The following is a 25,674-nucleotide window of genomic DNA, read 5'->3' on the forward strand; positions in this document are numbered from 1 at the left end:
CTCCTGGTGTCTCTTCTTCGAGATTTCTCTTCATCGAGTGAGGGAAGGGGTGGTGCGGGGGTTCGTGGTGCTGTGGTGACTCCGGTGGTGCGGGTGGTGCGCTCAGGGGGTGGACGGGTCGGGAGGCGCGGTGCCGGCGTCGAGGAGGCGCCGGCACCGCACCGGATCAGCCGAGGGTCGGGACGGAGGGGTCCCAGCTCTCGGGCAGCTCGGGCGTCGGCTCGAGGGTCGAGTCGACACGGACGCTCTCGTCGCGTTCGGCGGACTCGGCCAGCGAGACCATGACGTCCAGGACGTGGAAGGCGAGTTCGCCGGGCACGCGCTCACGGCGACCCTCGCGGATGGCCTGGGCGAGCTCGGCGACGCCGGTGCCGCGGGTGAAGGTCGAACCCGTGGCCGCGACGACCGCCGGCTCGTCGGTGCCCGTGTGGACCGTCGTGTCGCCCTCGAACTCGTTCGGGTCGGGGAACACGGCCGTGCCCTCGGTCCCGGCGATCTCGACGAAGCCGGCACGGGCCAGCTTCGAGTCGAAGCTGAAGACGGCCTGCGCGCTGGCGCCGCTCTCGAACTGCAGCAGGGCGCTCACGTGCGTCGGCACCTCGACGGGGAAGACCGTTCCGGCCTTCGGCCCCGAGCCGATGACCCGGCTGTCCCGGGCCTTCGACGCCGTGGCCGTGACCTTCGCGACGGGTCCGAAGACCTGCACGAGCGTGGTCAGGTAGTACGGGCCGACGTCGAACATCGGTCCCGCGCCGTAGGCGAAGAGGAACTCGGGGCTGGGGTGCCACGACTCGGGGCCGGGCACCTGGAAGAGCGCGAGGCCGGTCAGGGGCGTGCCGATGTCGCCGCGCTTCACGACCCGCAGTCCGGTCTGCAGACCGGCGCCGAGGAACGTGTCCGGGGCGACGGCCACGCGGACGCCCGCCTCCTTCGCGGCGGCCAGCAGCCAGGCACCGCTCTCGCGGTCGAGGGCGTAGGGCTTCTCTCCCCAGACGTGCTTGCCCGCGGCGACGGCCTGCAGCGCCACGTCGACGTGGGCCGCCGGGATCGTCAGGTTGACCACGATCTCGACGTCGTCGAGGGCGAGCAACTCGTCGACCGTGCCGCTGGCGGGGACGCCCCACTTCTCGGCCTGGGCCGCCGCGCGGGCCTGGTCGATGTCGGCGATGAAGAGCACCTCGAGGTCGGGGAACTGCGTGAGGTTGCCGAGGTACTGGTCGCTGATCACGCCGGCGCCGATGACCCCGACGCCCACCGGGCCGGTCTTGCCGTCGGAGGCGACGGCGGGCCGCGAGGCCGTCGTCACGTCGGTCATGCGCGGACCCCCTGCAGGAACTCGAGGCTGTCGGCGAGCGCGGTGAACACGTCACCGGCGTGGTCGTCGAGTTCGACGACGGGGGTGGCCTGACGGGCCGCCTGCAGGATGTCGCGGACGGGCATCGACCCGCGCCCGACGGCGACCTGCTCGACGTCGTTCTTGTTCTTCGGGCCGTCCTTCACGTGGAGGAACTGAACCTTGTCGCCGAGGCGGGCGAGCAGCTCGGCGGCGTCGACGCCGCCGACCTCGACCCAGTAGGTGTCGATCTCGAGCACGACGTTCGCGGGCAGGGCCGCGGCGAACACCTCGAGGGCGGGGGTGCCGTCGATCAGGTTCTCCAGCTCGAAGGCGTGGTTGTGGTAGCCGATGGTGAGGTCGTGGGCGGCGGCCGCGTCGGCGATCTCGCCCAGCTCCTTCGCGATCGCCTCGACGTCCTCACGGGTGACCCAGCGGGTCTCGTCGATGTGCGGGTCGATGATCGTGCCGACGCCGAGACGGGTGGCGGCGGCGAAGATCGGCTCGAGGTCCTTGCCGATCAGGCCGACGTGCGCGCTGGGCGCGGTGAGTCCGGCGGCGGGCAGGGCCTCGGCGTACTCGTCGACGCGGTCGACGAAGGCGTACGGCTCGACCTGGGTGTAGCCGAGGTCGGCGATTCGCTTCAGGGTGCCGGGCAGGTCGGCGGCGATGGCGTCTCTGACCGTGTAGAGCTGGACCGAGATCGGGCTTGCGGTGGTCACCAGGGGTGTCTCCTCTTCCGAGTGGATGTGCGACGGCGACGGGCACCGTCGGGGACTCTCAGCGGTCGAGCCGTCGACCGGTCACCCCCGGAAGAGTGGCGGTCGGCGTCGACCGAGACTCACCATAGGACCGCTTCTGTCGACCCGCAAGCAAAAGTCGACCTTTTCTCGGCGGGGTTCTCTCGGGCGTCGCCGAGGGCTGTGGTTTACTGCTGCCATGTCCGACACGACGAGGTCGTCTGCCCTCGGCAGCACCGGAGCCAGCGAGATCTTCCAGCTGCTCCGCGACGGCGTGCCGCGCACCCGGGCCGAACTCGCGGCGATGACGGGCCTCGCCCGGTCGACGATCGGCCTGCGCCTCGACGTCCTGGCCGAACTCGGTCTGGTCGGCCCCTCCGCAGACGCCGTCTCGACGGGTGGCCGCCCTCCCTCTCGCGTGGCGCTCATCCCCTCGGCGCGTGTCGTCCTGGCCGCGGACTTCGGAGCGGGCCACGTCAACCTCGCCCTGACCGACCTGATGGGCGTCGAGCTGATCAGCGACCGTCGCCTGATCGACATCGCCGACGGTCCCGAGACGACCCTCGCCGGCATGGTGACCGGGGCGGACGCCCTGCTCGACCGGCTCGGTCGCACCCGGGACGACCTCATCGGGGTCGGGATCGGCCTGCCGGGCCCCGTGCAGTTCAGCACGGGTCGACCGGTGAACCCGCCGATCATGCCCGGCTGGGACGGCGTCGACGTGCCGGGCTGGGTGAGGCGCCACCTCGACGTGCCCGTCCTCGTCGACAACGACGTCAACATCATGGCCCTCGGCGAGCGCAGCCACGCCTGGCCGGGCACCGACCACTTCCTGTTCGTCAAGGTCGCCACCGGCATCGGCTCGGGCATCATCTCGGGCGGTCGCCTGCAGCGCGGCGCCCAGGGCATCGCGGGCGACATCGGCCACGTGCAGATCCCCCGCGGCGCCGGCGTCGTCTGCCACTGCGGCAACGTCGGGTGCCTCGAGGCCGTCGCCTCCGGCCCGGCCCTCGCCCGCTCGCTGCGGGCCCTCGGCCACGACTGCGAGGGTGGCCGCCAGGTGGTCGAGCTCGTCCGGGCCGGCAACGTCGACGCGGTGCAGGCCGTCCGCCAGGCGGGTCGCGACCTCGGCGAGGTGCTGACCGCCTGCGTCAACATGATCAACCCCTCGGTCATCGCGATCGGCGGCTCCATGGCGCAGGCCGGCGAGCACTTGCTGGCAGGCGTGCGCGAGGTCGTCTACCAGCGGTCGATGCCGCTCGCGACCGAGCACCTGAGCATCGTGCCGTCGCGGGCGGGCGACCGGGCGGGGCTCATGGGCGCGAGCATGCTCGCGATCCACCACGCCCTCTCCCCCGCGGCGATCGACGAGCTCGCCGCCGCCGTCTGACCGCGGGCTCCCGGTGCTCGCCGCTCCGCCGCGACACGAGGAGGCGCGGGTGTCGTCCTCGCGCCCCCGGCGAGGGAGAATGGTCACCATGACCGTCGTCCAACCCATGCTCGCCCTGTGGGACGACGACGAGCCGACGACCCCCGCCGCGCCTCCTGCGCACCTGACGCGCGTGCTGGCCGACTCGTCGGACCGCATCGCATGGCTGCGGGCTCGCAGCCAGGGCATCACGGCCACCGACGTCGCCCGGCTCTCGAGCCCGCGCGCCGTGCAGGCCGTCGTGCTCGACAAGTTGTACGGCAACGGTTTCGGCGGCAACGCCTACACCGACCACGGGCGGGCGCGTGAGCCCGAGATCGCCCGGTGGGTGCTGCAGCGGCACGGCATCGAGTCCAGCCAGAAGCTCTTCCACGCCGCGGGTCAGCGCCGACACCTGGCCACCCCGGACGGCGTGACCGTCCGCACCGACGGCACCGTCGAGCTGTGCGAGATCAAGACGACGAAGAACGCCTGGTCGTCGATCCCCCGCTCGTACCTGCGCCAGGTGGCCTGGCAGCAGTACGTGCTCGGCGCCGAGCGCACCCTCGTGGTCTGGGAGCAGCACACCGACTTCGTGCCCCTGCACGGTGACCCGCAGTGCCGCTGGGTCGAGCGCGACGAGGACGAGATCCACCGTCTCGTGGCCCTCGCCGACCAGGTGCTCGACACCCTCGCACGACAGGCGCCGGTCGACCCGTTCGCGCCGGGCGGTCGGGCGTCGGCGCCCCCACCGCCCGACGCCTACGAGGCCTACGAACCCCCGCCCTACGATCCGTTGCGCTGAGTCACGCGCCGATCCGGGTCGACGAGGCGCAGGCGCGACGCCGCCACGACGAGCGCCCCGATCAGGGCGACCGCGACGGCGATGCCCACGCACCAGAGCGCCACGACGCCCCCGCCGAGGGTCGCCACGTCGAGGAAGGGGTACGGCACGAAGTCGGCGCCCCGGGCCAGGACGACGACCACCCAGATCAAGGGGAAGGCCAGGAACTGCCACAACCGCCGCCAGGGCTGGCGGTCGCGGTCGGCGAAGAGCACCCAGTCGAGCACGACGTAGAGCGGGATCACCCGGTGGAACACGTTGCTCGCCCACCCCACGGTGTACGGGTCGTTCGAGGGCAGTCCCGCCAGCAGCAGGTTGAAGACCAGCCCGGTCAGCGCGATGTACGTGGTCGCCGCCGCCCGCACCGCGACCGTCCACCGGGGCGGCGTCGTCCGGCGCAGCACCGTGAACGCGCCGATCGCCAGGGCCAGCAGCACGATGAGGTTGCTCTGGATGGTGAAGTACCCGAAGAAGTCCACGAATCGGTACCCCGGGTCGCGCAGGCTGTTCTCCCACTGGGCCACGACGGCGACGAGGACCGCGACCGCAGCCGCGACGCGCAGGACGGCGACCGATGCTCTCATGCCCACACCGTACCCATCATCGTTTCCCTCTCGGTGACACCCGCGAAACACGGGTGACTCATCCGTCCCGTTGACTGACCTGACCACCGCGCCGGAGCCACGGCGCACACGAGCCGACAGGGGCCGCCGATGGACACGACGATGCAGACGACGATGCGGGCGATGGTGATCGAGCGGACCGGCGGGCCCGAGCAGCTCGTCGCCGCCGACGTGCCCTACCCGCGACGGGTCAACGCCGAGGTGCTCGTGCGCGTCGTCGCCGCCGGCGTCAACCGCTTCGACCTGGAGACCCGGGCCGGTCGCGGCGACAGCGACGCCATCCCGGCGTTCCCGGCCGTGCTGGGCCACGACTTCAGCGGCGTCGTCGTCGAGACGCCCTATGCGGCGCATCCGTTGAGTCCGGGTGACGCCGTCTACGGCATGGCCCCGTGCCCGCGCTCCGGTGGCAGCTACGCCGAGTACATCAGCGTCCCGTCGCTGTCGGTGGCCCGGAAGCCCACCACCCTGTCGCACCTCGAAGCCGCCGCGGTGCCCCTCGCGGCGCTCACGGCCTGGGGGATGGTCGTCGACGTCGCCAAGGCCCACGAGGGCCAGCGCCTCCTCATCAACGCCGGCGCGGGCGGGGTGGGGCACTTCGCGGTGCAGTTCGCCTCGTACTTCGGCGCACACGTCGTCGCGACCGGCTCGCAGGCCAACTCGGCCTGGCTGCGGGAGCTCGGGGCCGCCGAGGTCGTCGACTACGGCGCGGCCGACGTCGACCGCAGCGTCCGTCAGGTCGACGTCGTGCTCAACCTGGTCGACGACGACGTCGAGGCCGACCGGTCGCTGAGGTTGCTCCGACCCGGTGGGCTCGCCGTCCACGCACCGCTCGCCTCGGGGGCCGCCTTCGCCGAGAAAGCCGCGCAGGCAGGCGTCCGGTCGACCGGGTTCGCCGTCTCCCCCGACGGCGCCACGCTGGCGGTCATCTCGCGACTGCTCGACTCGGGAGACGTCCGGGTCTACGTCGACGAGGTCTACGACCTGGTCGACGCCCGTGACGCCCATGCTCGCCTCGAGCGGTCGCACACCCGCGGCAAGCTCGTGCTGCGCGTCACCGACGACACCGAGGCCGCCTGACCCGGCCTCCGGACCCGGCCCCCGGACCGGCCGCCGTGGCCCGACGCGACCCCGCCTAGATCCGACGCTCGAGGACGAAGTCCTGCTGCAGGTCGTCGCCGAGGGCGAAGGTCTTCGTCCCGACCTTCACGAGTCCGTGCTTGGCGTAGAAGCGAAGCGCCCGTTCGTTCTGCTGGTTGACTCCGAGCCACACCGAGGAGGCGCCGGTCGCGCGGGCTGCCTCGAGGGTCGCGGCCATCAGGGTCGAGGCCGCCCCCGTGCCGTGCCCCTGCGGCATGACGTAGAACTTGCTCAGCTCGACGGTCGGCCGGGACGAGACGGCTGCGGCGACGTCCGCGTCCTCGGGATCTCCCGCGATCATCATGCTGTAGCCGAGGGCCCCCCGGGCCGTGGGGTCGACGGCCAGCAGGACGGTCCGGGTGTCGTCGGCGAGGTAGCGCGAGAAGGCCTCCTCGGACAGCACCGTGGTGACGACCCGGGCGATGTCCGCGAGGTCCGACCCGGGCGGGCAGGCGAGCGGGAAGGTCACCGCGGCGACCTCGGCGAGCAGGGGGGCGTCGGTCGGGAGGGCAGGGCGCACGGTGACGGTCATCTGCCCATGGTGCCCCACCCGCGCCTCCCCGCCCGACCACGGACGGGAGCCGACGACGAAGGCCGCCCCACTCGAGAGTGGGACGGCCTTCGGGCGACGCAGTGCCTGGGAGGTCTGAGGACCTAGAAGACGTTGATGTCGAGGGGGATGCCGGGACCGAAGGTCGTCGACAGCGTGCCCTTGGTGATGTAGCGGCCCTTGGACGAGGACGGCTTGAGGCGGACGACCTCTTCGAGGGCGGCGTCGAGGTTGGTGTTCAGCTGCTCTTCCGAGAAGCCGGCCTTACCGATGACGAAGTGCACGTTGCTGTGCTTGTCGACACGGAACTCGATCTTTCCGCCCTTGATGTCGTTGACGGCCTGCGCGACGTTGGGGGTCACGGTGCCGGTCTTCGGGTTGGGCATGAGGCCGCGGGGGCCGAGCACCTTTCCGAGACGACCGACCTTGCCCATGAGCTCGGGGGTCGAGACGGCCGAGTCGAACGACGTGTAGCCGCCCGCGACCTTCTCGATGAGCTCGTCGCCACCGACCTCGTCGGCACCCGCGGCGATGGCCGCCTCGGCGGCGGCACCCGTCGCGAACACGATGACGCGGGCGGTCTTGCCCGTGCCGTGCGGCAGGATGACGGTGCCGCGCACCATCTGGTCGGCCTTGCGGGGGTCGACGCCGAGCTTGAGCGCGACCTCGACGGTCGAGTCGAACTTCTTCGAGCCGGTCTCGCGAGCGACGGCCACGGCCTCGCTGGTGCTGTAGAACTTGCCTGCCTCGATCTTCTCGGCAGCGGCGCGGTACGCCTTGGACTTCTGAGCCATGTTGGACCTCTTCGTACTGGGGACGTGGTTGCGAGCCTGGCCGGCTCTCCCACTGATGTCAGGGTCGTGCAGGCGGGTCGCCTGCACGGAGGGGTGCTGCTTAGGCGTCGACCGTGATGCCCATGGAACGGGCGGTGCCGGCGATGATCTTCGCCGCGGCGTCGATGTCGTTGGCGTTCAGGTCGGCCTGCTTGGTCGTCGCGATCTCGCGCACCTGGTCCATGGTCAGCTTGCCGACCTTGGTGGTGTGCGGGGTTCCCGAACCCTTGGCGACGCCGGCGGCCTTCTTGATGAGCTCGGCGGCGGGCGGGGTCTTGAGGATGAACGTGAACGAGCGGTCTTCGTAGACCGTGATCTCGACGGGGACGACGTTGCCGCGCTGCGACTCGGTCGCCGCGTTGTACGCCTTGCAGAACTCCATGATGTTCACGCCGTGCTGACCCAGGGCCGGGCCGATGGGCGGGGCGGGGTTCGCGGCGCCGGCGTTGATCTGAAGCTTGATCAGACCCGTGACCTTCTTTTTCGGTGCCATTGTTCTTTTCCTTCTTGTGGGGTTCGAACCGATCGCGGTCGCGACCTGCTCTCCCGGTGGCCCGCGGCGCGGACTCCGGTGATCTGTAGACCTGGGGGTGGGTGCCTGCTAGAGCTTCGTGACCTGGTCGAAGCTGAGCTCGACCGGCGTCTCGCGCTCGAACAGCGAGACCAGCACGGTGAGCTTGCCGCTCTCGGGCTTGATCTCGTTGATCGTACCGGGAAGTCCGGCGAACGACCCCTCTTTGATCGTGATCGTCTCGCCGATCTCGAAGTCGACCTCGGCGGGGATGACCCGCTGGGCCTGCTTGCCACCCTTGGCGCCGCCCTTGGCGGGCGCCGGGGTCGTGTCGACCTGGACGAGGCTCTTCAACATGTTGAAGGCCTCTTCGAAACGCAGCGGCGTCGGGTTGTGGGCGTTGCCCACGAAGCCCGTGACCCCGGGGGTGTGGCGGACGACGGACCAGCTGTCCTCGTTGAGGTCGAGACGCACGAGCACGTAGCCGGGGATGCGGACGCGGGTGACGAGCTTGCGCTGCCCGTTCTTGATCTCGACCACGTCCTCCATGGGGACCTCTACCTGGTAGATGTAGTCCTCCATGGTCATCGAGACCATGCGGTTCTCGATGTTCTGCTTCACGCGGCGCTCGAAGCCGGCGTACGAGTGGATGACGTACCACTTGCCGGGCTTGCCCCGCAGCTCGTAACGGAAGGCCTCGTAGGGGTCGACCTCGGCGGGCTCGTCGTCCTCGACCTCGGTGGCGGACACGTCGACGTCGACGTCGTCGTGCGCGATCTCGGCGTCGGCGTCCTGGACGGACTGCTCGGCCTCGGCGACGACGGCGTTCGCGGCGGGGGCGTCGCCCTCGTCGGCCGCCTGCTCGGCCTCGGAGTCGGCCTCGTCGTCGGTGGCCTCGACGGCGGCCTCGGCCTCGAACTCGTCGTCGATGTCGAGGGCGTCGTCGACGATCGCGTCGGCCTCGGGGTCGCGTGCCTCGGCCAGCGTGTCGAGCAGGCCGTCGAGGTCGCTCGTGTCGGTCGAACCGGACTCGCCTTCGTCGACGACCGAGAGGGCCTCGGACTCGGCGGGCTCGACGGCGTCCTCGTCGGCGGCCAGCGTGCCGCCCTCTTGGGCCTCTTCGACCTCGGAGGACTGCTCGGCAGCGGTGGCGAGGTCGATGTCGTCGCGCTCGTTGTCAGGCAAGGGTTCTTCTTTCGATCGGGGTTGTCGGGTGCTCGTGCTCGGTGGCACGGGACCCGCTCACGTGGTGCTCGGGGAGTCGGCCGGTGGGTGCCGCGTCAGCTGCCGGTCGGGCCGTTGCCGAAGACGTAGCCGACGCCGGTGCCGAACACCAGGTCGAGCAGGGAGACGAGGGCCATCATGATGACCACGAAGACCAGGACGACGCCGGTGTAGCTCAGCAGCTCTTTGCGGGTCGGCGTGACGACCTTCTTGAGCTCGGCGATCACCTGGCGGATGAACAACGCGATGCGGGCGAAGGGGCTGCGGCGCGTCGCACCGTCGCTCTTCGCCTTCTCGACGACGTCTTCACTGGGGACGTCAACGTCTTTTCTCGCCACTGTTCCGACCTTCCGAGCTCGGCCCGTGGGCCTGTGTCCGTATCTGTGTGTGATCACCGTGTCATGAAGAACACAGCCGGGCTGCAGGGCGGACAGGACTCGAACCTGCAACCTGCGGTTTTGGAGACCGCTGCTCTACCAATTGAGCCACCGCCCTATGGGATCGACGCCCTTCAGATGACCTCTCGGCCGGACCCGGAGGCCCTGCCTCTCTCAGCCGGCTGTTGGTGAACCGGACTGCAGAGGCGCGCTGAAGCTTGGCGCATTCGATCGCCTCGTCAAGTGTAGGCGAAGCGGCGGGCGCGTGCAAAGCCGGGCGCCGCGGGGTCCGACGGACCGCCGGCGGGCGCACCCGTCCGGGCCGGTCACACCCCCGCTAGGCTGACCCGCGTGACCCCGACCGCGCGCCGTCTCTCGTCCCGTATCTCGTCGATCGCCGAATCGGCCACGCTGGCCGTCGACGCGAAGGCCAAGGCCCTGCTGGCACAGGGCCGACCGATCATCAGCTACGGCCCGGGCGAGCCCAACTTCCCCACGCCCGACCACATCGTCGACGCGGCCGTCGTCGCCGCCCGCGACCCGCGCAACCACCGCTACTCGGCCGCGGCCGGCCTGCTCGAACTGCGCGAGGCGATCGTCGAGGAGACCCTGCGCGACAGCGGCACCACGGTGTCGACGTCGCAGGTGATCGTCACGAACGGTGGCAAGCAGGCCGTCTACCAGGCCTTCCAGGCGCTGCTCGACGACGGCGACGAAGCCCTCCTGCCGTCGCCCTACTGGACGACCTACCCCGAGGCCATCGCCCTCGCCGGCGGAGTCACCGTCGAGGTCTTCGCCGGTGCCGACCAGGGCTACAAGGTCACGGTCGACCAGCTCGAGGCCGCCCGCACCGAGCGCACGAAGGTGTTGCTGTTCTGCTCGCCGTCGAACCCGACGGGCGCGGTCTACTCACCCGACGAGGTAGAGGCGATCGGTCGTTGGGCCCTCGAGGCCGGCGTCTGGGTGATCACCGACGAGATCTACCAGAACCTCACCTACGACGGGGTGACGGCCGTCTCGATCACCGAGGCCGTGCCCGAGCTGGCCGACCAGGCGATCCTGGTCAACGGCGTGGCCAAGACCTACGCGATGACCGGGTGGCGGGTCGGCTGGATGATCGGCCCGACCGACGTGGTCAAGGGTGCCGCGAACCTCCAGTCGCACCTCACGTCGAACGTCTCGAACGTGTCGCAGCGGGCGGCCCTGGCGGCCCTCACCGGACCGCAGGACGAGGTCGAGGCCATGCGGGTCGCCTTCGACGCCCGACGCAGCACCATCGTCCGCGAGCTCAACCGGATCGACGGCGTCGTCACCCCCACCCCCGAGGGAGCCTTCTACGTCTACCCCGACGTGCAGGGCCTGCTCGGTCGCGAGTGGGGAGGCGTCACGCCCACCACGTCGCTCGAACTCGCCGACCTCATCCTCGAACAGGCCGACGTCGCCACCGTGCCCGGTGAGGCCTTCGGGCCCAGCGGGTACCTCCGGCTGTCCTACGCTCTCGGCGACGACGAGTTGCTCGAGGGCGTCCGCCGCCTCCAGCGCCTGTTCGCCTGAGGCCGCGACCCCCGTCCCGAGGCCGGGTCCACCGATCGGTGGACCCGGCCTCGACCGGTCGGGCCTGGTGCGCGGAGCCGCCACGGCGCACGCTGGAGCCATGACCCCCGAACCCGTCGGTCGAGTGCGCGACCTCACCAAGACCTACGGCACCGCCACGGCTCTGCACGGCCTCTCGTTCGAGGTGGCCGCGGGCGAGACCCTCGGCCTGCTCGGCCCCAACGGCGCCGGCAAGTCGACCACCATCGAGATCCTCGAGGGCTACCGCGACCGGTCGGGCGGTGACGTGTCGGTGCTCGGCGCCGACCCGCAGCACGCCGGTCTCGACTGGAAGGCGCGCCTCGGCATCGTCCTGCAGACCTCCGGCGAACAGGGGACGGCCACGGTGCGCGAGCAGATCGCCCACTTCGCCGGCTTCTACCCGAACCCGCGCGACGTCGACGAGGTGATCGCCGCGGTCGGCCTCGAGGCGAAGGCCGGGGCACGCATCCGGTCGCTGTCCGGGGGGCAGCGACGACGCGTCGACGTCGCGCTCGGTGTGGTCGGCGGCCCCGAGCTGTTGTTCCTCGACGAACCGACCACGGGCTTCGACCCCGAGGCCCGCCGACAGTTCTGGCAGTTGATCCGGTCGCTGTCGGACGACGGGACGAGCATCGTCCTCACCACCCACTACCTCGACGAGGCGGCGCAGCTGAGCGACCGCGTCGCGGTGATCGCGCAGGGCCGGCTCGTCGCCCAGGGGCGACCCGACGAGCTCGGGGACGAGGAGGCGCGCACCCCTCGGGTGACCTGGCTCGACGAACACGGACGGCACGACGTCCGCACCTCCGCACCGGGCGCCCTGGTCGCCGACCTGCACGCCCGCGGAGGCGAACCGCGCTCGCTCGAGGTGATCCGGCCGTCGCTGGAGGACGTGTACCTCGGGTTGGTCGCGACCGCCGAGACCGTCGCGGACGGGGAACGGGTCGCGACCGACGCCGGGGACGCGCCGCGCGCCTCCTCGTCCGGGGTGACCTCGTGAGGACGCTCTCGCTCGGCCTGAGCCGCACCCGGTACGAGGTGCGGGGGTACTTCCGGGCCGGCGACACCGTCTTCTTCACGTTCTTGTTCCCGGTCGTGATGCTCGCGATCTTCTCCACGGCGTTCAGCGCCTCGGGCTCGTTCGGCACGCGGCCGGACGGTTCCGAGGTGGGGGCCGCCGCGTTCTACCTGCCGGGCATGATCGCGGCCGGCATCCTGCTCTCGGGCGTGCAGAACCTCGCCGTCGACATCGCCCTCGAGCGTGGCGACGGCACCCTCAAGCGACTTTCGGGGACGCCCCTGCCGGTCGGGTCGTACTTTGTCGGCAAGTTCGGCCAGGTGCTCGTCACGAGCCTGCTGCAGGTGGCGCTGCTCGTGCTGGTGGCCCGGGTGCTCTTCGGCGTGCCCTTGCCGACCGACGCCGGGTCGTGGCTGACGCTCGCCTGGGTCTACCTGCTCGGCATCGCGACGTCGGCGCTGGTCGGCATCGCCCTCTCGCGCGTGCCCCGCAGCGGGAAGAGCGCCACGGCCGTGATCGTCCCGATCACGCTCGTGCTGCAGTTCATCTCGGGGGTCTACCTGCCGTTCACCCAGCTGCCCGACTGGCTGCAGTCGGTGGCCTCGGTGTTCCCGTTGAAGTGGCTGGCGCAGGGCATGCGCAGCGTGTTCCTGCCCGACACGTTCTCGGCCGCCGAGGCCGGCGGATCGTGGGACCTGCCCGGCGTCGCCCTCTGGCTGGCGGTCTGGCTCGTCGCCGGCGCCGTCGCCTCGCTGCTGACCTTCCGGTGGATCAGGAAGGACACCTGACCCGTGGACGGCCACCGTCCTCCGCCCGATCGGCGACGACCACGACGGCCTCGCCGGCCCGCGGCTGCCACTAGCGTGATCGACATGGACGACACCGGCGACCGGGCGGAGGCCGCGGCCCCCGCCCGGTCGGGAACCGCCATCTCGATGCGCTGGTGGGACGCCGGCCTCGCGATCACGGTCGTGGTGATGGTCGTCCTGGCCACGACCTCGTCGAGCGGCCGGGTCACGGCCTCGTTCGTCGCCGTCGGGCTGCTGGTGCTCACGTGGTTCGCCCTCGCGCGGCCCGTGGTGCGTCGCGCCGTCGCGCTGCTGTCGCTCCCGACCGTGACGGCCGTCGCCGCGCTCGTGGTGGTGGGCGGCGTCACGGTGGCCGCCACCCCCGAACTCGCGGTCGTGCAGGCCTTCCTCATGCCGCTGATCTGGACGCTGCTCCCCGGCACCCGGTCCGCGATCGTCGCCAACGTCTGCTTGTGCGTCGCCATCTCGATCGGGTTCGTCGTCAGCCTGGGGTGGTCGGCCGAGGCCCTCGCGACGGCCGCCACCAGCGAAGGCCTCTCGCTCGTCTTCAGCATCGCGCTGGGGATGTGGATCACCACGATCGCCGGGGTCGGGGTCGAACGCGGCCGGCTGCTCGACGAGCTGCGCGAGGCCCAGGCCGAACTGGCCGCGCGGCACCGCGACGCGGGCACGAGCACCGAACGCGAGCGCCTGGCCCGGGAGATCCACGACACGATCGCCCAGAGCCTCACCGGAGTCGTCATGCTCGCGCAGCAGACCCGCGGAGCCCTCGCGGCCGGCGACCTGACGACGACCCGTGAACGGCTCGACGTGATCGAGGCCGCCGCCCGCGAGGCCCTCACCGAGGCGCGCACCCTCGTCGCGGCGACCGCGTCCACCGGACCGGCGGGCACCGACGTGGCGGCCGCCCTCCATCGCCTCGGCGAGCGCTTCGAGCGGGAGAGCGGAATCGGGATCACGGTCGACGCCGTCGATGTCGACCTGCCCCGCGACCTGCAGGTCGTGCTGGTGCGGTGCACCCAGGAGGCGCTGGCCAACGTCCGCAAGCACAGTGCGTCGACGTCGGCGCGGGTCACGCTCACGGCGACGGACGGGACGGCCGTGCTCGTCGTGTCCGACGACGGCACCGGGTTCGACACGGCGGTCGCATCGACCGGGTTCGGCCTCGACGGCCTCCGCGAGCGGCTCGAGCTGTCGGGTGGCCGCCTCGACGTCTCGTCGGACCGCGACGGGACGGTCGTCACCGCGCAGGTCCCCCGCGCCGCGGTGGTGACCCCGTGACCGCGGGGCCCGCGCACGAGGATGCGACGTCGACCGGGCCCGGAGCCTCGCCGGCGGGATCGCCCGTGCACCGCACCGTCGTGGCCGACGACCATCCGATCGTGCGGCAGGGCATCGCCGCCCTGCTCGCGACGACGGACGACTTCGTCGTGGTGGGGCAGGCGAGCGACGGCTCCGAGGCCGTCGCCCTGGCGGACTCGCTCGAGCCCGACCTGATCGTGATGGACCTCCGCATGCCCGGCCTCGACGGTGTCGAGGCGACCGAGGCCGTCCTGGCACGTCACCCGACGACCAAGGTCGTCGTGCTCACCACCTACGAGTCCGACGACAGCATCCTGCGGGCGATCGAGGTGGGGGCGAGCGGCTACCTCCTGAAGGCCTCCCCGGAGGACGAGCTCGTGGCGGGCCTCCGAGCCGTGGTCGCGGGACAGGTGGCCCTCGCCCCCGCGATGGCGGCCCGTCTCGTCGGCCGCGCACGCAGCGGCGCCGAGCCCGTGCCGCGCCCGACCCCGTTGAGTCCTCGCGAGACCGACGTGCTCGCCCTCGTGGCGGAGGGTTGCTCGAACCGCGAGATCGGACGCCGGCTGTTCGTCGGCGAGGCGACGGTCAAGACGCACCTGCTGCACGTCTTCGAGAAACTGGGCGTCAACGACCGGACGCGCGCCGTCACGCTGGCGCTCGAACTCGGCCACCTGCCGCGCCGCTGAGGATCTCTGCGCCGCGACGTCGGACGGGCACCGCCGCGTCGGACGCACGTGGCCGCGTCGGACGCACGCGGCCGCGTCCCTACAGCGAGAGGCCGAGGAGGACGGGCTCGGGGTGCAGCAGCACGCCGAACTCGGACTGGACCCGCTGCTGCACGTAGCGCGCGAGCTCGGCGACCTCGTCGCCCGTGGCACCGCCACGGTTGGTCAGGGCCAGGGTGTGCTTGGACGAGACGGCGGCTCGCGAGCCCGGCAGGCGGAAACCCCTCGCGATGCCGGCGTGCTCGATCAGCCAGGCGGCGCTGAGCTTGACCTCGGCGGGCGCACGGGGCGCCGGGGCGGCCGGCTCCTCACCGAGTGGCACGACCTGGCGCTCGGGCTCGGGGCCGGTCGGCCACCGTGGCGCGTCGGCCGGCAGGGTCGACGCGTCGGCCCGCGACACGATCGGGTTGGTGAAGAACGATCCGCTCGACGCCGTGTCACGGTCGGCCGGATCGAGCACCATGCCCTTCGCGGCCCGCAGGGCGAGCACGCTGGAGCGCACGTCGGCGACCGAGACCCGGGCCCCGAGCTCGACGCCGAGGGCCTTCGCGAGCTGCGGGTACGCGACCTGCTCGCTCGCGCCTCCGTGGTCCGTGAGGGCGAACTCCACGGCCGTGACGACGCCCCGACGGCCCTGCTTGAAGACGCTCGTGCGGTACCCGAGGTCGAGGTTGGCCGCGGGGATGCGGACGAACTCGCCCGAGTCGTCGTCCAGGAAGTCGACGGCCACGAGCGTCGAGGCGACCTCCTGGCCGTAGGCACCGATGTTCTGGATCGGCGACGCGCCCGTCGAGCCGGGGATGCCGCTGAGCGCCTCGAGCCCCGACCAGCCCTGCTCGACCGTGGAGGCGACGAGGTCGTCCCAGGGCTCACCGGCGGCGACGCGGAGGTGGACGCGGTGGTCGTCGGAGTCGACGCGCTCGACACCCCGGGTGGCCACGTGGACGACCGTGCCGTCGAACGGCTCGTCGGAGGCGACCGTGTTCGACCCGCCGCCCAGGACGTACCAGGGGTCGTCACCGACCGACGCCTCACGGACCGCGGCCAGCAGCTCGTCGGTCGTCGTCGCCTCGACCAGGCGGGCGGGCTCGCCGCCCACCTGCATCGTCGTGAGCTCGGCGAAGGTCGTCACGCCAGCGTCACCACGACCTGGGCCTTGCCCAGCACGGTCTGGCCGCCGGCGGTCACGGTCAGGTCGATGCGCGCCGTGCCGGCCTCGGCGTCGAGCTTGCCCACCTTCGCGACGACGGCGATCTCGGCCCCGGCGGTGGGGTCGACCACGACGGGACGCGTGAAGCGCACCTGGTAGTCCGACACCCGACCGAGCACGCCGGCGTCGTCGCCCGCCCCCTCGAGCCATTCGACGACCGGCTGGACGGCGGTGCCCATCGTGAGCATGCCGTGGGCCAGGACACCGGGGAGACCGACCGCGGCCGCCACGTCGTCGCGGTAGTGGATGGGGTTGAAGTCGCCCGAGGCGCCGGCGTAGCGCACCAACGAGTCGCGTGTCAGGGGGTAGGTCTTCTCGGCGACGACCTGGCCGACCTCGAGGGCGCTCACGCGGCGGCCTCGTCGTCGGCGCGGACGACGAGCGTCGACACGGCGGTGACCACGTGCCGCCCGTCGACGTCGCGCATGTCGGAGGACGCCGTGACCATGGCGTTGCCGCCCAGCGTCTTGACGCTCGTCACGGTCAGGGTGGCCGTGAGCTCGTCCCCCGCGACGATCGGACGCGAGAGCGAGAAGCGCTGCTCGCCGTGGACGACGCGGGAGAAGTCGATGCCCGCGTCGGGTTCGGCGAGCAACTGGGCGAGGGTGGCCTCTTGGACGACGACGGCGAAGGTCGGCGGGGCGACGAGGTCGCCGTGCCCGGCCGCGTGGGCCGCCTCGAGGTCGAACGAGAGCGGGCTCGTCGAGCCGGTCGCGCGGGCGAACTCGCGCACCTTCTCGCGGCCCACGAGGTAGGGCGGGGCCGGCGGGAAGACCCGCCCTTGCAGATCAGGGTTCACGGACACGCGGTCGAGTCTAACCAGCGGGGTACGTCGCCCGGCCCGGTGTCGGGGGCACGGCGTACGTTCACGTCATGAGCGACGCGAACATCGACCCCGACATCACCCCCGTCGACCCGGCAGCGGCCGAGTCCGACGAGACGACGACCACCGACACGACGACCACCGACGAGACCGACCAGGCCGCCACGGCCCGGGAGGAGAACGCGGCCCCCGCACACGGCGAGACGCTCGGCGGCGCCCGCCCCGACGGCGGCAGCACGGCGTCGAAGGACCCCGACGACTGGGTCACCGGGGACGAGCCCATCACCGGCCCGCAGAAGAGCTACCTCGACACCCTCGCCCGCGAGGCCGGCGAAGAGTTACCCGCCGACATGACGAAGGCCGAGGCGAGCGAGCACATCGACCGCCTCCAGCAGAAGACCGGCCGCGGGGCCTGACCCCTCGTCGTCCCCCGGGGCCCGGGCCGATCCGCGAAAGACGGCCCGGTGCCCCTTCCGATCCACCCGTGGCAGTCGTACACTCCAGTCACGTCTGGGATGGTAACTCGACGTGGGCACCCTCCTCTGGCGCGTGCCGGTACTGATCCACCTGCACCTCGAGCGCCGAGGGTGCGACGGGGTGCATCCGAGTCCTCCCCCGACTCGGGTGCACCTCTTCACGTCGCCCACCGCATCGTGTCCTGCCGTCCGGGGCCGACCGACTCGGGGCCGTGCGGCTCCGTCCGTCTAGGGTGAACGGATGATCTCCCCCGAGCCCCCGGTCTCCACCGCCGGCTCCGGTCGCCGCGACGGCCCCGCCTCGTGGACCGCCGCACTGCTGGGTTCGACGCACCCGGGGCCGACGGTGGTGGTGACCGTCCTCGCCGTCGTGCTGGGTGCCTCCTCGGGGTTGCCCCTCGGCCGACTCGTGCTGCTCGCCCTCGCGGTGCTGCTCGGACAGGCCTCGATCGGGTTCGCCAACGACTGGCTCGACGCCGGGCGCGACCGCGCCGTCGGCCGGACCGACAAGCCGGTGGCCCAGGGCCTCGTGAGCGTGTCGGCCGTCCGCCGTGCCGCGGTGGTCTGCGGCGTGCTGATGCTCGTGCCGTCCTACGCGCTCGGGCCCGCAGCCGGCACGGCCCACCTCGTGCTCGTGGCCTCGGGGTGGGCCTACGACCTCGGGCTCAAGCGGACCCCGGTCTCGGTGGTGCCGTTCGTCGTGAGCTTCGGCCTGCTGCCCGCCGTCGCCACCCTCGCCGCGGCACCACCGTCGCCTCCCGCCGGCTGGGCCGTCGCGGTCGGAGCCGTGTTCGGCGTCGCGATCCACTTCACGAACGTCCTGCCCGACATCGACGACGACGCGCGCACCGGCATCGTCGGGCTCCCCCACCGCCTCGGACGGACCGTCTCGGGCGTCGTCGCGTTCGCGGCCCTGGCCGTCGCGGCCGTCCTGCTGCTCTCGGGCCGGCTGGGCGGCGACTCGTCGGCCCCGGGCCTCGTGGCTGCCGCCGTCGGCACCGCCGTGACCCTCGGCATCGCCGTCGTCGGCGTGCGCCTCGTGTTCGCGGGACGCGTCGACCGGACCCTCTTCCGATTGATCATGGTGGCGGCCGTGCTGCTCGTGGTGCAGCTCGCCCTCAGCGGCGGCACCGTCGTCGCCTGAGCACGCGGGTCGGCGGAGGCGAGCCGAGCCGGCCCGGCCGCAGAGGCCGGACCGCTCAGGCCCAGCGCATGGCGTAGACCGACGCGAGCAGATGCCTGCTCGGAGCCCTCAGCACGGCTCCGAGCGCCAGGTCCCGGGCCCGAGCCGCTCCCCCGCCGACGGGCCGACCGAGGGCGGTGTTCCACTCGGCCTGCCGGGCGGCGCGGAGGGCGGCGCGGGCACGGTCGGCGTCGAAACGGCCGAACGTGGTCGGATCGAGCACCCGGCCACCCCTCCGCTTCACCGCCGCAGCGATGACGGCCTCGAGAGCGTGTCCGTCGAGCCAGCCGAGGTTCATGCCCTGGCCGCCGATGGGACTGATCTCGTGGGCGGCGTCGCCGATCAGCGTGACCCGGCCGACGACCCTCCGGACGGCCAGCCGGCGCCGGACGCCGAACCCGCTCGTCATGGTCGAGGTCGTCGGTTCCACGGGCGACCCCGTGCGGTCCGACACGAGCCGCGCGACGTCGTCCGGTGCGACCGACGCGGTCGCTCCCTGAGCCGACCCGACGTGCACCACGAACCGTCGTCGACCCGCGGGCAACGGGAACGACTCGACCACCCCGGAGCGCTCGAGATGGATCACGGCGTCGGGGCCGTGGCCGGTGGCGTCGGCGAAGTCGCCCATCACGTAGCGGTCGGGCAGGTCCCGGGCCCTGGTGTCGACGCCCAGCGCGGCGCGGACGGCGCTGCGCGTGCCGTCGGCCCCGACGACGAAGCGGGCGGCGACGACCACCGGCCCCTCGTCGTCGACCCCCTCGACGACCACGTCCTCGTCGCGTTGTGCGAGCCCGACGAACCGCACGCCCCGACGGAGCGCGTCGTCCCGCCGCGCGGCCAACCCCGTCCGCAGCACCGCCTCGGTGCGGTCCTGCGGCACCGCCGCGACGAACGGCCACCGCGACGACGCCCGGTCGAACGGCACCACGCCGACCGTCCGCTCGCCGCTCCGGGCGATCCCCCGCCGGATGCGGACGGCGTCGGCGAGCAGGTCGTCCGCGAGGCCGAGCCGGTCGAAGAGGTCGATCGAGGGCGGATGCACGCCGAGGGCGCGCGAGTGCGCCGGATCGTCGACCCGCGCCTCCCAGACGACGGCGTCGAGGCCGCGATCCGCCAGGGCGGCGGCGAGCATCACCCCGACGGGCCCCCCACCGACGATCAGGACGTCATGCGTCCGCACGGCCGGCACCCCCGGGGGCGTCGATGCCGATCTCGCGGACGAGCAGCAGGCGGAAGGGCCACTGCCGGACGACGCGCCACCCCGGCGGAGCCACGTCGACCAGCTCGTCGGCGGTGAAGCTGCGGCGGATCGACAGGAGCCCGTCGACGTGGACGAACGAGCGGGTCCGCCACGGCCAGGTCGCGGCCCGGTAGGCGAGGTACGCCCCGCGGGCCCGCTCGATGTCGGCGTGCAGCACGAGACGGGACGCCAGGCGGGCGCTGTCGTCCAGCACGGCCGCCCGGGCCCCGTCGTCGAGGTGGTGCAGGACGTGGTTCGACACGACCACGTCGAAGGTCTCGCCCGCCGCCACGAGGTCGGCGCTCGAGGCCCGCCGGAACTCGACGCCGAACGGGACGGGGCAGGACGCCGCGAAGGCGTGGGCCCGTTCGTCGGGATCGACGGCCACGACCTCGAGGGCGAGCCCGTCGCGACGGGCCCAGCCGGCCAGGGCGCGCGCGAGGTCGCCGCCGCCGGACCCGAGGTCGAGCAGCCTGGTCGTCACGTCGGCCGACAACAGCGGGCGGAGGCGGCGGAGGTACGCCCGGCGCCACCCCGCCACGAGACCGTTCACGACCGGGAATGCCCGGTAGGTGGCGTTCAGCAGGCCGAGGTCGCAGCCCGGGTCGTCCATCAGCTCGACGAGTCCGACGCCTCGTCGCGACAGGTCGGGCCACCAGGGCGGCCGCACCGCGACCGACGGAGCCGAGGAGGTGCGGGTCGCGCTCACGAGACCGCGCGACGCGTCATCAGCGCGGTCTCGACGGTCAGTCCGGGGCCGAAGGCCATGGCGCCCACGCGCTGCGACGGGGCGGGGGGCCCGGCCAGGAGGTCGGCGAGGATGAACAGGACGGTCGCGCTCGACATGTTGCCATAGTCGCGCAGGACGTCGCGTGAGGGCGCCAGGTGGGCGTCGGTGAGCCCGAGCTGCTGTTGCACGCGGTCGAGGATGCTGCGCCCGCCCGGATGGACGGCCCACAGGTCGACGTCGCCGACGCCGACGCCGCCGGCCTCGAAGAGCGGTGCCAGGGCCGAGTCGATGTGCAGCTCGATGATCTGCGGGACGTAGCTGCTCAGCACCATGTCGAAGCCCAGGTCGCCGATCGTCCACGCCATGTCGGTCTCGCCGACCGGGGTGAGCACCGTCTCGAGGACGTCGAGGTCGAGCACGACGGAGCCCGACGGCGCCGGGCGGGCGGTCACCACGGCGGCGGCCGCCCCGTCGGCGAACACGGACGAGGCGACGATCGAGTCGGGGTCGTCGGAGCTCCGCAGGTGCAGCGTGCAGAGCTCGGCGCAGACGACGAGCACGACCGCCTCCGGATCGGCGAGGCAGAAGTCGCGTGCGGCGGCGAGGGCGGGGAAGGCCCCGTAGCAGCCCATGAAGCCCAGGTGGTGGCGACGGGTCGACGGCGACAACCCGAGGCCCCGGACGAGCAGGTAGTCGGGCCCGGGGGCGAAGAAGCCGGTGCACGACACGCTGATCACGTGCGTGACGTCGTCGGGCCCGAGGTCGGGCGCCGCCGCGAGCGCGGCACGAGCGGCGTCGAGGAACAGCTGGGGCGACCGGTCCGTGTAGACCTGGTTGCGCGCACCCGTGCCGGGTCGGAGGATCTCGTTCGACGCGGCGTCGTAGAAAGTGGGCTCGCCCTCGCGCGGTCGCCGGTCGAGCTCGTCGACGACGGTGTGCCGGGTCTCGATGGCCGAGGCACCGAACGCGGCGCCGACGATGCGCTGACCGAGGCGGCCGAGGCCGGCCTGGGTCGCGAAGATCTCTCGGACGTCGTCCTGTCGGATGATGGTCGGGGGCACCGCGGTGCCGATGCTGCGGATGCTCACGGCCATGCTTCATCGTATGCCCGACGCCCGGGCACGGCGCACCGGTCGCGTCTCGGTGCGCGGAGACGACCCGGCGGGTGACCACCGAGCGTACGGACGACGAAGGCCCGAACTCGTGAGAGATCCGGGCCTGCGGTAGCGAGGGCGGGACTTGAACCCGCGACACCACGATTATGAGCCGTGTGCTCTAACCAACTGAGCTACCCCGCCGCAGGCTGCAGGCCCTGCCGGCATCACACCGGGACGGGACCGAGACAGCCAGAGCCCCGAGTCAGGATTGAACTGACGACCCCTTCCTTACCATGGAAGTGCTCTACCACTGAGCTATCGGGGCGTGACCACCAGGCGAGCGACCGAGGCCGCTGCCGATTGGCACCAGACAAGGGTAGCAGAGCGAACGGGCTGCTGACGCCACGTGCCGACCCGGCCCGCCGAAGGCCCCGCGGGGCAGGATCGACGGGTGCACAGCCTCGAACTCCTGCTCGACCCGGCCTCCGACGGAGCCGTCCGTGACGAATGGCGCGTGCTGTCCGCGGCGGGCCTCCCGTCGCAGGGCGACCACGGCGGGACGTCGAACGCGCCGCACGTCACCCTGGTGGCACGACCCGACCTCGACCCGGCCGCCGACCCGCGCCTCCTGCCCCTCTCGGAGGCGCTGCCGATGCCCGCCGAGCTCGGCGGGCTGCTGCTCTTCGGGTCGCCCCCGCGCGGGCTCGTGCTCGTGCGACCCGTGGTCGTGACGGGAGAACTGCTGGACCTCCACGCCCGGGTGCACGAGAGCCTGGGAGGCGCGGGGGACGTCCCGCACACCACGCCCGGTCGGTGGACCCCCCACGTCACCCTCGCGTCACGCCTCACGCCCGACCAGGTGGCCCGGGCCCTCGACGCCCTCTCCGAGGCCGGCGTCCCGTCGACCCGGCCGGTCGTGCTGTCCCGGCTGCGGCGCTGGGACCCGGGCGCGCGGACGATCGTCCCGCTGGGTCCCGTCGCCGCGGACGGGGAGGCGCATGAGAGGGACGGCGCCGAGCGCTGACCCCGGACGTCAGGCGAGCGGACGCGAGGCCGCCTCGAGCGACGCCAGGTCGCCCTCGGTCAACTCGACCCGGGCGGCGTCGAGCAGGCCCTCGAGCTGGCGGGGGGTCCGGGCGCTGCCGAGTGCGCCGATGACGTTGTCGCGGGAGGCGAGCCACGCGACGGCCACGGCGCCCGGCTCGACGTCGAGACGCTCGGCGATCTCGACGACGACCTCGAGGGTGCCCTGGTTCTGCGGCGTGACGTAGCTGAGGGCCCGGCTGCCCCGGGGAGAGTCCCCGCGGCCGGCCTCGTGACGGTACTTGCCCGTCAGGAACCCGCTCGCCAGGGACGAGTGCGGCAACACGGCGAGGTCGTAGTGGTCCACGATGGCGGCGACGTCGTGCTCGTACTCGCCCCGTCGCACCAGGTTGTACGCGACCTGGACCAAACGGAACGGGTGGAGTCCGTCGCGATCCGCGATCGCGAGGGCCTGCCGGAGGCGCGCGCCGGTGTAGTTGGACGCCCCGGCGCAGAGGATCTTGCCCTCGTCGACGAGCTCGCTGAGCGCGCCCACGGTCTCGTCCAGCGGTGTCTCGTCGTCGTCGAAGTGCGTGAAGTAGAAGTCGACGTGGTCGGTGCGCAGACGGCGCAGCGACGCCTCGACCGCCGCACGGATGCTGACGCGCGACAGGCCGGGGGCGTCGGGGTGCTGCCCGCACTTGGTGCTCAGCACCACCCGGTCGCGGTTGCCCGGTCGGGCGAGCCACCGGCCGATGATGGCCTCGGACTCGCCCCCGGAGTTGCCCGGCAGCCACGCCGAGTAGACGTCGGCCGTGTCGACGACGCGGCCGCCGTCGTCGGCGAACAGGTCGAGCACCTCGAGGGCGGTGGGGGCGCCGACCGTCCAGCCGAAGACGTTGGTTCCGAGCGCGAGCGGGAACGGCCGGGTGCCGGCGGGCAGGTCGGCCGTCACGAGATCGGTCGCAGGGTTCAGGATCGTGCCAATCGTGTCGCGGGTGTTCGTCCCGGAGGTCCCCCTCCGGGCTGTCCTGACCACGACCGTAGCCGATGCCGCGTCGGGGGCCTGCCGTATCGTGGCCTCATGTCCACACGAGATCCGGCCGAGACCGACACGCTGACCCCGACCGCCCCCCTCGAGGGCACCGCGACGACCGCCGACCAGGGCCACGAGTGGTGGCGCACCGCCGTCATCTACCAGGTCTACCCGCGGTCGTTCGCCGACGGCGACGGCGACGGCGTCGGCGACCTCCCCGGCATCACGTCGCGACTCGACGCCCTCGGCGAGCTCGGCGTCGACGCCGTCTGGCTGTCGCCCTTCTACACCTCGCCCCAGCGCGACGCGGGCTACGACGTGGCCGACTACCGCGACGTCGACCCGCTGTTCGGCACCTTGGACGACTTCGACGCCCTCCGCGCCCGGGCCACCGAGCTGGGCCTGCGGGTCATCGTCGACGTGGTGCCGAACCACACCTCGAGCGACCACGCGTGGTTCCGCGAGGCCCTCGCCTCGCCGGCCGGTTCGGCCGCCCGCGGTCGGTACCTGTTCCGTGACGGCCGCGGCCCCGACGGCGAGCTGCCGCCGAACAACTGGCAGTCGGTCTTCGGCGGCCCGGCGTGGTCCCGCGTGACCGAGGCCGACGGCCGACCGGGCCAGTGGTACCTGCACCTGTTCGACTCGTCGCAACCCGACCTCGACTGGACGAACCGCCGCGTGCGCGACGAGTTCGTCGACGTGCTGCGCTTCTGGCTCGACCGCGGCGTCGACGGGTTCCGGGTCGACGTCGCTCACGGCATGGTCAAGGCCGAGGGCCTGCCCGACTACACGCCCCCCGCCGAGTCCGGCAGCATGGGCGGTGGCCAGGGCGAGTCCGCTCCCCCGCCCTACTGGGGCCAGGAGGGCGTCCACGAGATCTACCGCGAGTGGCACACCGTCCTCGCCGAGTACCCGGGCGACCGGGTGCTCGTCGCCGAGGCCTGGGTCGAACCGCTCTCGCGTCTGGCCGACTGGGTGCGCCCCGACGAGATGCACCAGGCGTTCAACTTCGCCTACCTCGAGACCGGGTGGTCCGCCCCGGCCGTCCGCGAGGTCGTCGACGCGTCCCTCCAGACCTTCTCGAGCGTCGGAGCCCCCAGCACCTGGGTCATGAGCAACCACGACGTCGTCCGGCACGCCAGCCGGCTCGCCCTGACGGCCGAGAACCCGCAGGGGTACGGCATCGGGCCGAAGAGCGAGGGGCTGCCCGTCCCCGAGCTCGGGTTGGCCAGGGCGCGAGCCGCATCGGCGCTCATGTTGGCCCTCCCCGGCAGCGCGTACCTCTACCAGGGCGAAGAACTCGGCCTGCCCGAGGCCATCGACCTGCCCGACGACTCCCGGCAGGACCCCACGTGGTTCCGCACGGACGGGGAGCGCTACGGCCGGGACGGCTGCCGCGTGCCGTTGCCCTGGTCCGCGACCGAGCCGGCCTTCGGGTTCAACGCGACGGGCGCCTCCTGGTTGCCCCAACCCGCGGACTGGTCGACGTACGCCCGGGACGAGCAGCGGGGTGTCGCCGGGTCGACGCTCGAGCTCTACACGCGGGCGCTCCGCCTCCGTGCGGAGCACGAGCTGGGTACGGGCACGCTGACCTGGCTCGAGGGCTTCGGGCCCGAGGTGGTCGCGTTCCGCAGCCAGGGGGTCACCGTCGTGGCCAACATGGGCGACGTCCCCGTCGAGCTCCCCGTGGGCGAGGTCCTGCTGGCCACCATGGTCGTCGACGGGCCGGCCCTGCCGGCGAACGCGACGGTCTGGCTCGCCACCACGTCGTAGCGGCGACGACGACGGAAGAGCCCCACCTGGCGACAGGTGGGGCTCTTCTCGTGCGTGCCGCGCGGACGCGGGAC

General features: G+C 72.4%; 26 protein-coding genes, 3 tRNA genes and 1 pseudogene. 12 read left to right on the forward strand and 18 right to left on the reverse strand.

Annotation, left to right across the window (positions count from 1 at the left end; all coding sequences use genetic code 11):
• Positions 1-166 precede the first annotated feature (166 nt).
• Positions 167-1,315 (reverse strand): Gfo/Idh/MocA family protein, encoded by a 1,149-nt coding sequence (locus OVA02_RS14960; protein ID WP_267658751.1) that lies wholly within the window; start codon positions 1,313-1,315, stop codon positions 167-169.
• Positions 1,312-2,055 (reverse strand): sugar phosphate isomerase/epimerase family protein, encoded by a 744-nt coding sequence (locus tag OVA02_RS14965; protein ID WP_152970255.1) that lies wholly within the window; start codon positions 2,053-2,055, stop codon positions 1,312-1,314. Before OVA02_RS14965 ends, OVA02_RS14960 begins: the two co-directional genes overlap by 4 nt.
• A 217-nt stretch (positions 2,056-2,272) precedes the next feature.
• Here OVA02_RS14965 and OVA02_RS14970 point away from each other — a divergent pair, with 217 nt between their 5' ends.
• Both OVA02_RS14970 and OVA02_RS14975 read left to right on the forward strand, forming a co-directional pair.
• A complete protein-coding gene (locus OVA02_RS14970) occupies positions 2,273-3,463 on the forward strand; it encodes an ROK family transcriptional regulator (protein ID WP_056046530.1) in 1,191 nt (396 codons plus the stop codon).
• Positions 3,464-3,551: 88 nt separating this feature from the next.
• Positions 3,552-4,286 carry a YqaJ viral recombinase family protein gene (locus OVA02_RS14975; RefSeq protein WP_267658752.1) on the forward strand — a complete coding sequence of 245 codons (735 nt, stop codon included), beginning with the start codon at positions 3,552-3,554 and terminating at the stop codon, positions 4,284-4,286.
• Here OVA02_RS14975 and OVA02_RS14980 read toward each other — a convergent pair.
• Positions 4,268-4,909, reverse strand: coding sequence for a Pr6Pr family membrane protein (locus OVA02_RS14980; RefSeq protein ID WP_157485352.1), 642 nt, complete (start codon positions 4,907-4,909; stop codon positions 4,268-4,270). The genes OVA02_RS14975 and OVA02_RS14980 overlap by 19 nt on opposite strands.
• Positions 4,910-5,038: 129 nt before the next feature.
• Here OVA02_RS14980 and OVA02_RS14985 point away from each other — a divergent pair, with 129 nt between their 5' ends.
• Complete coding sequence (locus OVA02_RS14985) at positions 5,039-6,025, forward strand: NADP-dependent oxidoreductase (RefSeq protein WP_369794389.1); 987 nt, start codon at positions 5,039-5,041, stop codon at positions 6,023-6,025.
• Positions 6,026-6,080: 55 nt separating this feature from the next.
• Here the strand turns inward: OVA02_RS14985 and OVA02_RS14990 are convergent, their stop codons facing one another.
• The 6 genes from OVA02_RS14990 to OVA02_RS15015 form a co-directional block, all read right to left on the reverse strand.
• A complete protein-coding gene (locus OVA02_RS14990; RefSeq protein ID WP_056046534.1) occupies positions 6,081-6,617 on the reverse strand; it encodes a GNAT family N-acetyltransferase in 537 nt (178 codons plus the stop codon).
• Positions 6,618-6,739: 122 nt separating this feature from the next.
• Positions 6,740-7,429 carry a 50S ribosomal protein L1 gene (gene rplA / locus OVA02_RS14995; protein ID WP_043592944.1) on the reverse strand — a complete coding sequence of 230 codons (690 nt, stop codon included), beginning with the start codon at positions 7,427-7,429 and terminating at the stop codon, positions 6,740-6,742.
• 100 nt (positions 7,430-7,529) lie between these two features.
• Complete coding sequence (gene rplK, locus OVA02_RS15000; protein ID WP_043592945.1) at positions 7,530-7,961, reverse strand: 50S ribosomal protein L11; 432 nt, start codon at positions 7,959-7,961, stop codon at positions 7,530-7,532.
• A 108-nt stretch (positions 7,962-8,069) separates the two neighbouring features.
• Positions 8,070-9,164, reverse strand: coding sequence for a transcription termination/antitermination protein NusG (nusG, locus tag OVA02_RS15005; protein WP_056046537.1), 1,095 nt, complete (start codon positions 9,162-9,164; stop codon positions 8,070-8,072).
• Positions 9,165-9,259: 95 nt separating this feature from the next.
• Entirely contained in the window at positions 9,260-9,541 is a 282-nt protein-coding gene (gene secE / locus OVA02_RS15010; RefSeq protein ID WP_043592949.1) for a preprotein translocase subunit SecE, read from the reverse strand.
• A gap of 84 nt (positions 9,542-9,625) precedes the next feature.
• A tRNA-Trp gene (locus tag OVA02_RS15015) sits at positions 9,626-9,698 on the reverse strand.
• A 233-nt stretch (positions 9,699-9,931) separates the two neighbouring features.
• Between OVA02_RS15015 and OVA02_RS15020 the strand changes: the two genes are divergently transcribed.
• From OVA02_RS15020 to OVA02_RS15040, 5 genes are all read left to right on the forward strand, one after another.
• Positions 9,932-11,134, forward strand: coding sequence for a pyridoxal phosphate-dependent aminotransferase (locus OVA02_RS15020; protein ID WP_420709602.1), 1,203 nt, complete (start codon positions 9,932-9,934; stop codon positions 11,132-11,134).
• Between the two features lie 100 nt (positions 11,135-11,234).
• The gene (locus OVA02_RS15025) at positions 11,235-12,155 is read left to right on the forward strand and encodes an ABC transporter ATP-binding protein (protein ID WP_267658753.1); all 921 of its coding nucleotides are present in this window, start codon (positions 11,235-11,237) and stop codon (positions 12,153-12,155) included.
• Positions 12,152-12,961 carry an ABC transporter permease gene (locus tag OVA02_RS15030; protein WP_056046543.1) on the forward strand — a complete coding sequence of 270 codons (810 nt, stop codon included), beginning with the start codon at positions 12,152-12,154 and terminating at the stop codon, positions 12,959-12,961. The genes OVA02_RS15025 and OVA02_RS15030 overlap by 4 nt, the downstream gene beginning before the upstream one ends.
• 84 nt (positions 12,962-13,045) lie before the next feature.
• Positions 13,046-14,263, forward strand: a complete 1,218-nt coding sequence (locus OVA02_RS15035; RefSeq protein ID WP_157485354.1) for a sensor histidine kinase — start codon at positions 13,046-13,048, stop codon at positions 14,261-14,263.
• 65 nt (positions 14,264-14,328) lie between these two features.
• Entirely contained in the window at positions 14,329-14,970 is a 642-nt protein-coding gene (locus OVA02_RS15040; RefSeq protein ID WP_056047759.1) for a response regulator, read from the forward strand.
• A gap of 79 nt (positions 14,971-15,049) precedes the next feature.
• Here OVA02_RS15040 and OVA02_RS15045 read toward each other — a convergent pair whose 3' ends face one another.
• From OVA02_RS15045 to OVA02_RS15055, 3 genes are read right to left on the reverse strand one after another with little or no spacing between them, the layout of a single operon-like run.
• On the reverse strand, positions 15,050-16,141 hold the full coding sequence (locus OVA02_RS15045) for a UDP-N-acetylmuramate dehydrogenase (RefSeq protein WP_255350790.1): 1,092 nt from the start codon (positions 16,139-16,141) through the stop codon (positions 15,050-15,052).
• Entirely contained in the window at positions 16,138-16,569 is a 432-nt protein-coding gene (locus OVA02_RS15050) for a MaoC family dehydratase (RefSeq protein WP_056046546.1), read from the reverse strand. The genes OVA02_RS15045 and OVA02_RS15050 overlap by 4 nt, the downstream gene beginning before the upstream one ends.
• Positions 16,566-17,024, reverse strand: a complete 459-nt coding sequence (locus tag OVA02_RS15055) for an FAS1-like dehydratase domain-containing protein (protein WP_056046547.1) — start codon at positions 17,022-17,024, stop codon at positions 16,566-16,568. Before OVA02_RS15055 ends, OVA02_RS15050 begins: the two co-directional genes overlap by 4 nt.
• A 215-nt stretch (positions 17,025-17,239) precedes the next feature.
• Between OVA02_RS15055 and OVA02_RS15060 the strand changes: the two are divergent.
• Positions 17,240-17,458 (forward strand): annotated as a pseudogene (locus OVA02_RS15060) (DUF3072 domain-containing protein); the annotation flags it as partial.
• 301 nt (positions 17,459-17,759) lie between these two features.
• Positions 17,760-18,662 carry a UbiA family prenyltransferase gene (locus OVA02_RS15065; RefSeq protein ID WP_267658754.1) on the forward strand — a complete coding sequence of 301 codons (903 nt, stop codon included), beginning with the start codon at positions 17,760-17,762 and terminating at the stop codon, positions 18,660-18,662.
• Positions 18,663-18,717: 55 nt separating this feature from the next.
• On the opposite strand, the gene OVA02_RS15070 is transcribed toward OVA02_RS15065, so the two are convergent.
• From OVA02_RS15070 to OVA02_RS15090, 5 genes are all read right to left on the reverse strand, one after another.
• Positions 18,718-19,881: an FAD-dependent oxidoreductase gene (locus OVA02_RS15070; RefSeq protein ID WP_157485356.1), complete on the reverse strand. Its 1,164-nt coding sequence runs from the start codon at positions 19,879-19,881 to the stop codon at positions 18,718-18,720.
• Entirely contained in the window at positions 19,868-20,650 is a 783-nt protein-coding gene (locus tag OVA02_RS15075) for a class I SAM-dependent methyltransferase (RefSeq protein WP_235452635.1), read from the reverse strand. Before OVA02_RS15075 ends, OVA02_RS15070 begins: the two co-directional genes overlap by 14 nt.
• Positions 20,647-21,765: a type III polyketide synthase gene (locus tag OVA02_RS15080; protein ID WP_056046549.1), complete on the reverse strand. Its 1,119-nt coding sequence runs from the start codon at positions 21,763-21,765 to the stop codon at positions 20,647-20,649. Before OVA02_RS15080 ends, OVA02_RS15075 begins: the two co-directional genes overlap by 4 nt.
• 130 nt (positions 21,766-21,895) lie before the next feature.
• Positions 21,896-21,969, reverse strand: a tRNA-Met gene (locus OVA02_RS15085).
• Positions 21,970-22,021: 52 nt separating this feature from the next.
• A tRNA-Thr gene (locus OVA02_RS15090) sits at positions 22,022-22,093 on the reverse strand.
• A gap of 126 nt (positions 22,094-22,219) precedes the next feature.
• On the opposite strand from OVA02_RS15090, the gene OVA02_RS15095 reads away from it, so the two are divergent.
• Positions 22,220-22,792, forward strand: coding sequence for a 2'-5' RNA ligase family protein (locus tag OVA02_RS15095; RefSeq protein ID WP_056046551.1), 573 nt, complete (start codon positions 22,220-22,222; stop codon positions 22,790-22,792).
• Positions 22,793-22,801: 9 nt separating this feature from the next.
• Here the strand turns inward: OVA02_RS15095 and OVA02_RS15100 are convergent, their stop codons facing one another.
• A complete protein-coding gene (locus OVA02_RS15100; RefSeq protein ID WP_157485358.1) occupies positions 22,802-23,746 on the reverse strand; it encodes an aldo/keto reductase in 945 nt (314 codons plus the stop codon).
• A 129-nt stretch (positions 23,747-23,875) separates the two neighbouring features.
• Here OVA02_RS15100 and OVA02_RS15105 point away from each other — a divergent pair, with 129 nt between their 5' ends.
• On the forward strand, positions 23,876-25,600 hold the full coding sequence (locus OVA02_RS15105) for a glycoside hydrolase family 13 protein (RefSeq protein WP_056046553.1): 1,725 nt from the start codon (positions 23,876-23,878) through the stop codon (positions 25,598-25,600).
• The last annotated feature ends 74 nt before the right edge of the window (positions 25,601-25,674 follow it).

It is taken from the genome of Frigoribacterium sp. SL97 (assembly GCF_026625765.1).
Classification (GTDB): Bacteria; Actinomycetota; Actinomycetes; order Actinomycetales; family Microbacteriaceae; genus Frigoribacterium.

What these genes read in the sequence shown, in the direction of transcription:
- OVA02_RS14980 (WP_157485352.1), bottom strand. Translation starts at nt 4,909, where the DNA reads ATGAGAGCATCGGTCGCCGTCCTGCGCGTCGCGGCTGCGGTCGCGGTC.
- OVA02_RS14960 (WP_267658751.1), bottom strand. Translation starts at nt 1,315, where the DNA reads ATGACCGACGTGACGACGGCCTCGCGGCCCGCCGTCGCCTCCGACGGC.
- OVA02_RS14990 (WP_056046534.1), bottom strand. Translation starts at nt 6,617, where the DNA reads ATGACCGTCACCGTGCGCCCTGCCCTCCCGACCGACGCCCCCCTGCTC.
- OVA02_RS14970 (WP_056046530.1), top strand. Translation starts at nt 2,273, where the DNA reads ATGTCCGACACGACGAGGTCGTCTGCCCTCGGCAGCACCGGAGCCAGC.
- OVA02_RS15035 (WP_157485354.1), top strand. Translation starts at nt 13,046, where the DNA reads ATGGACGACACCGGCGACCGGGCGGAGGCCGCGGCCCCCGCCCGGTCG.
- OVA02_RS14975 (WP_267658752.1), top strand. Translation starts at nt 3,552, where the DNA reads ATGACCGTCGTCCAACCCATGCTCGCCCTGTGGGACGACGACGAGCCG.
- OVA02_RS15080 (WP_056046549.1), bottom strand. Translation starts at nt 21,765, where the DNA reads ATGGCCGTGAGCATCCGCAGCATCGGCACCGCGGTGCCCCCGACCATC.
- OVA02_RS14985 (WP_369794389.1), top strand. Translation starts at nt 5,039, where the DNA reads ATGGACACGACGATGCAGACGACGATGCGGGCGATGGTGATCGAGCGG.
- OVA02_RS15065 (WP_267658754.1), top strand. Translation starts at nt 17,760, where the DNA reads ATGATCTCCCCCGAGCCCCCGGTCTCCACCGCCGGCTCCGGTCGCCGC.
- rplA (WP_043592944.1), bottom strand. Translation starts at nt 7,429, where the DNA reads ATGGCTCAGAAGTCCAAGGCGTACCGCGCCGCTGCCGAGAAGATCGAG.
- OVA02_RS15025 (WP_267658753.1), top strand. Translation starts at nt 11,235, where the DNA reads ATGACCCCCGAACCCGTCGGTCGAGTGCGCGACCTCACCAAGACCTAC.
- rplK (WP_043592945.1), bottom strand. Translation starts at nt 7,961, where the DNA reads ATGGCACCGAAAAAGAAGGTCACGGGTCTGATCAAGCTTCAGATCAAC.
- OVA02_RS15105 (WP_056046553.1), top strand. Translation starts at nt 23,876, where the DNA reads ATGTCCACACGAGATCCGGCCGAGACCGACACGCTGACCCCGACCGCC.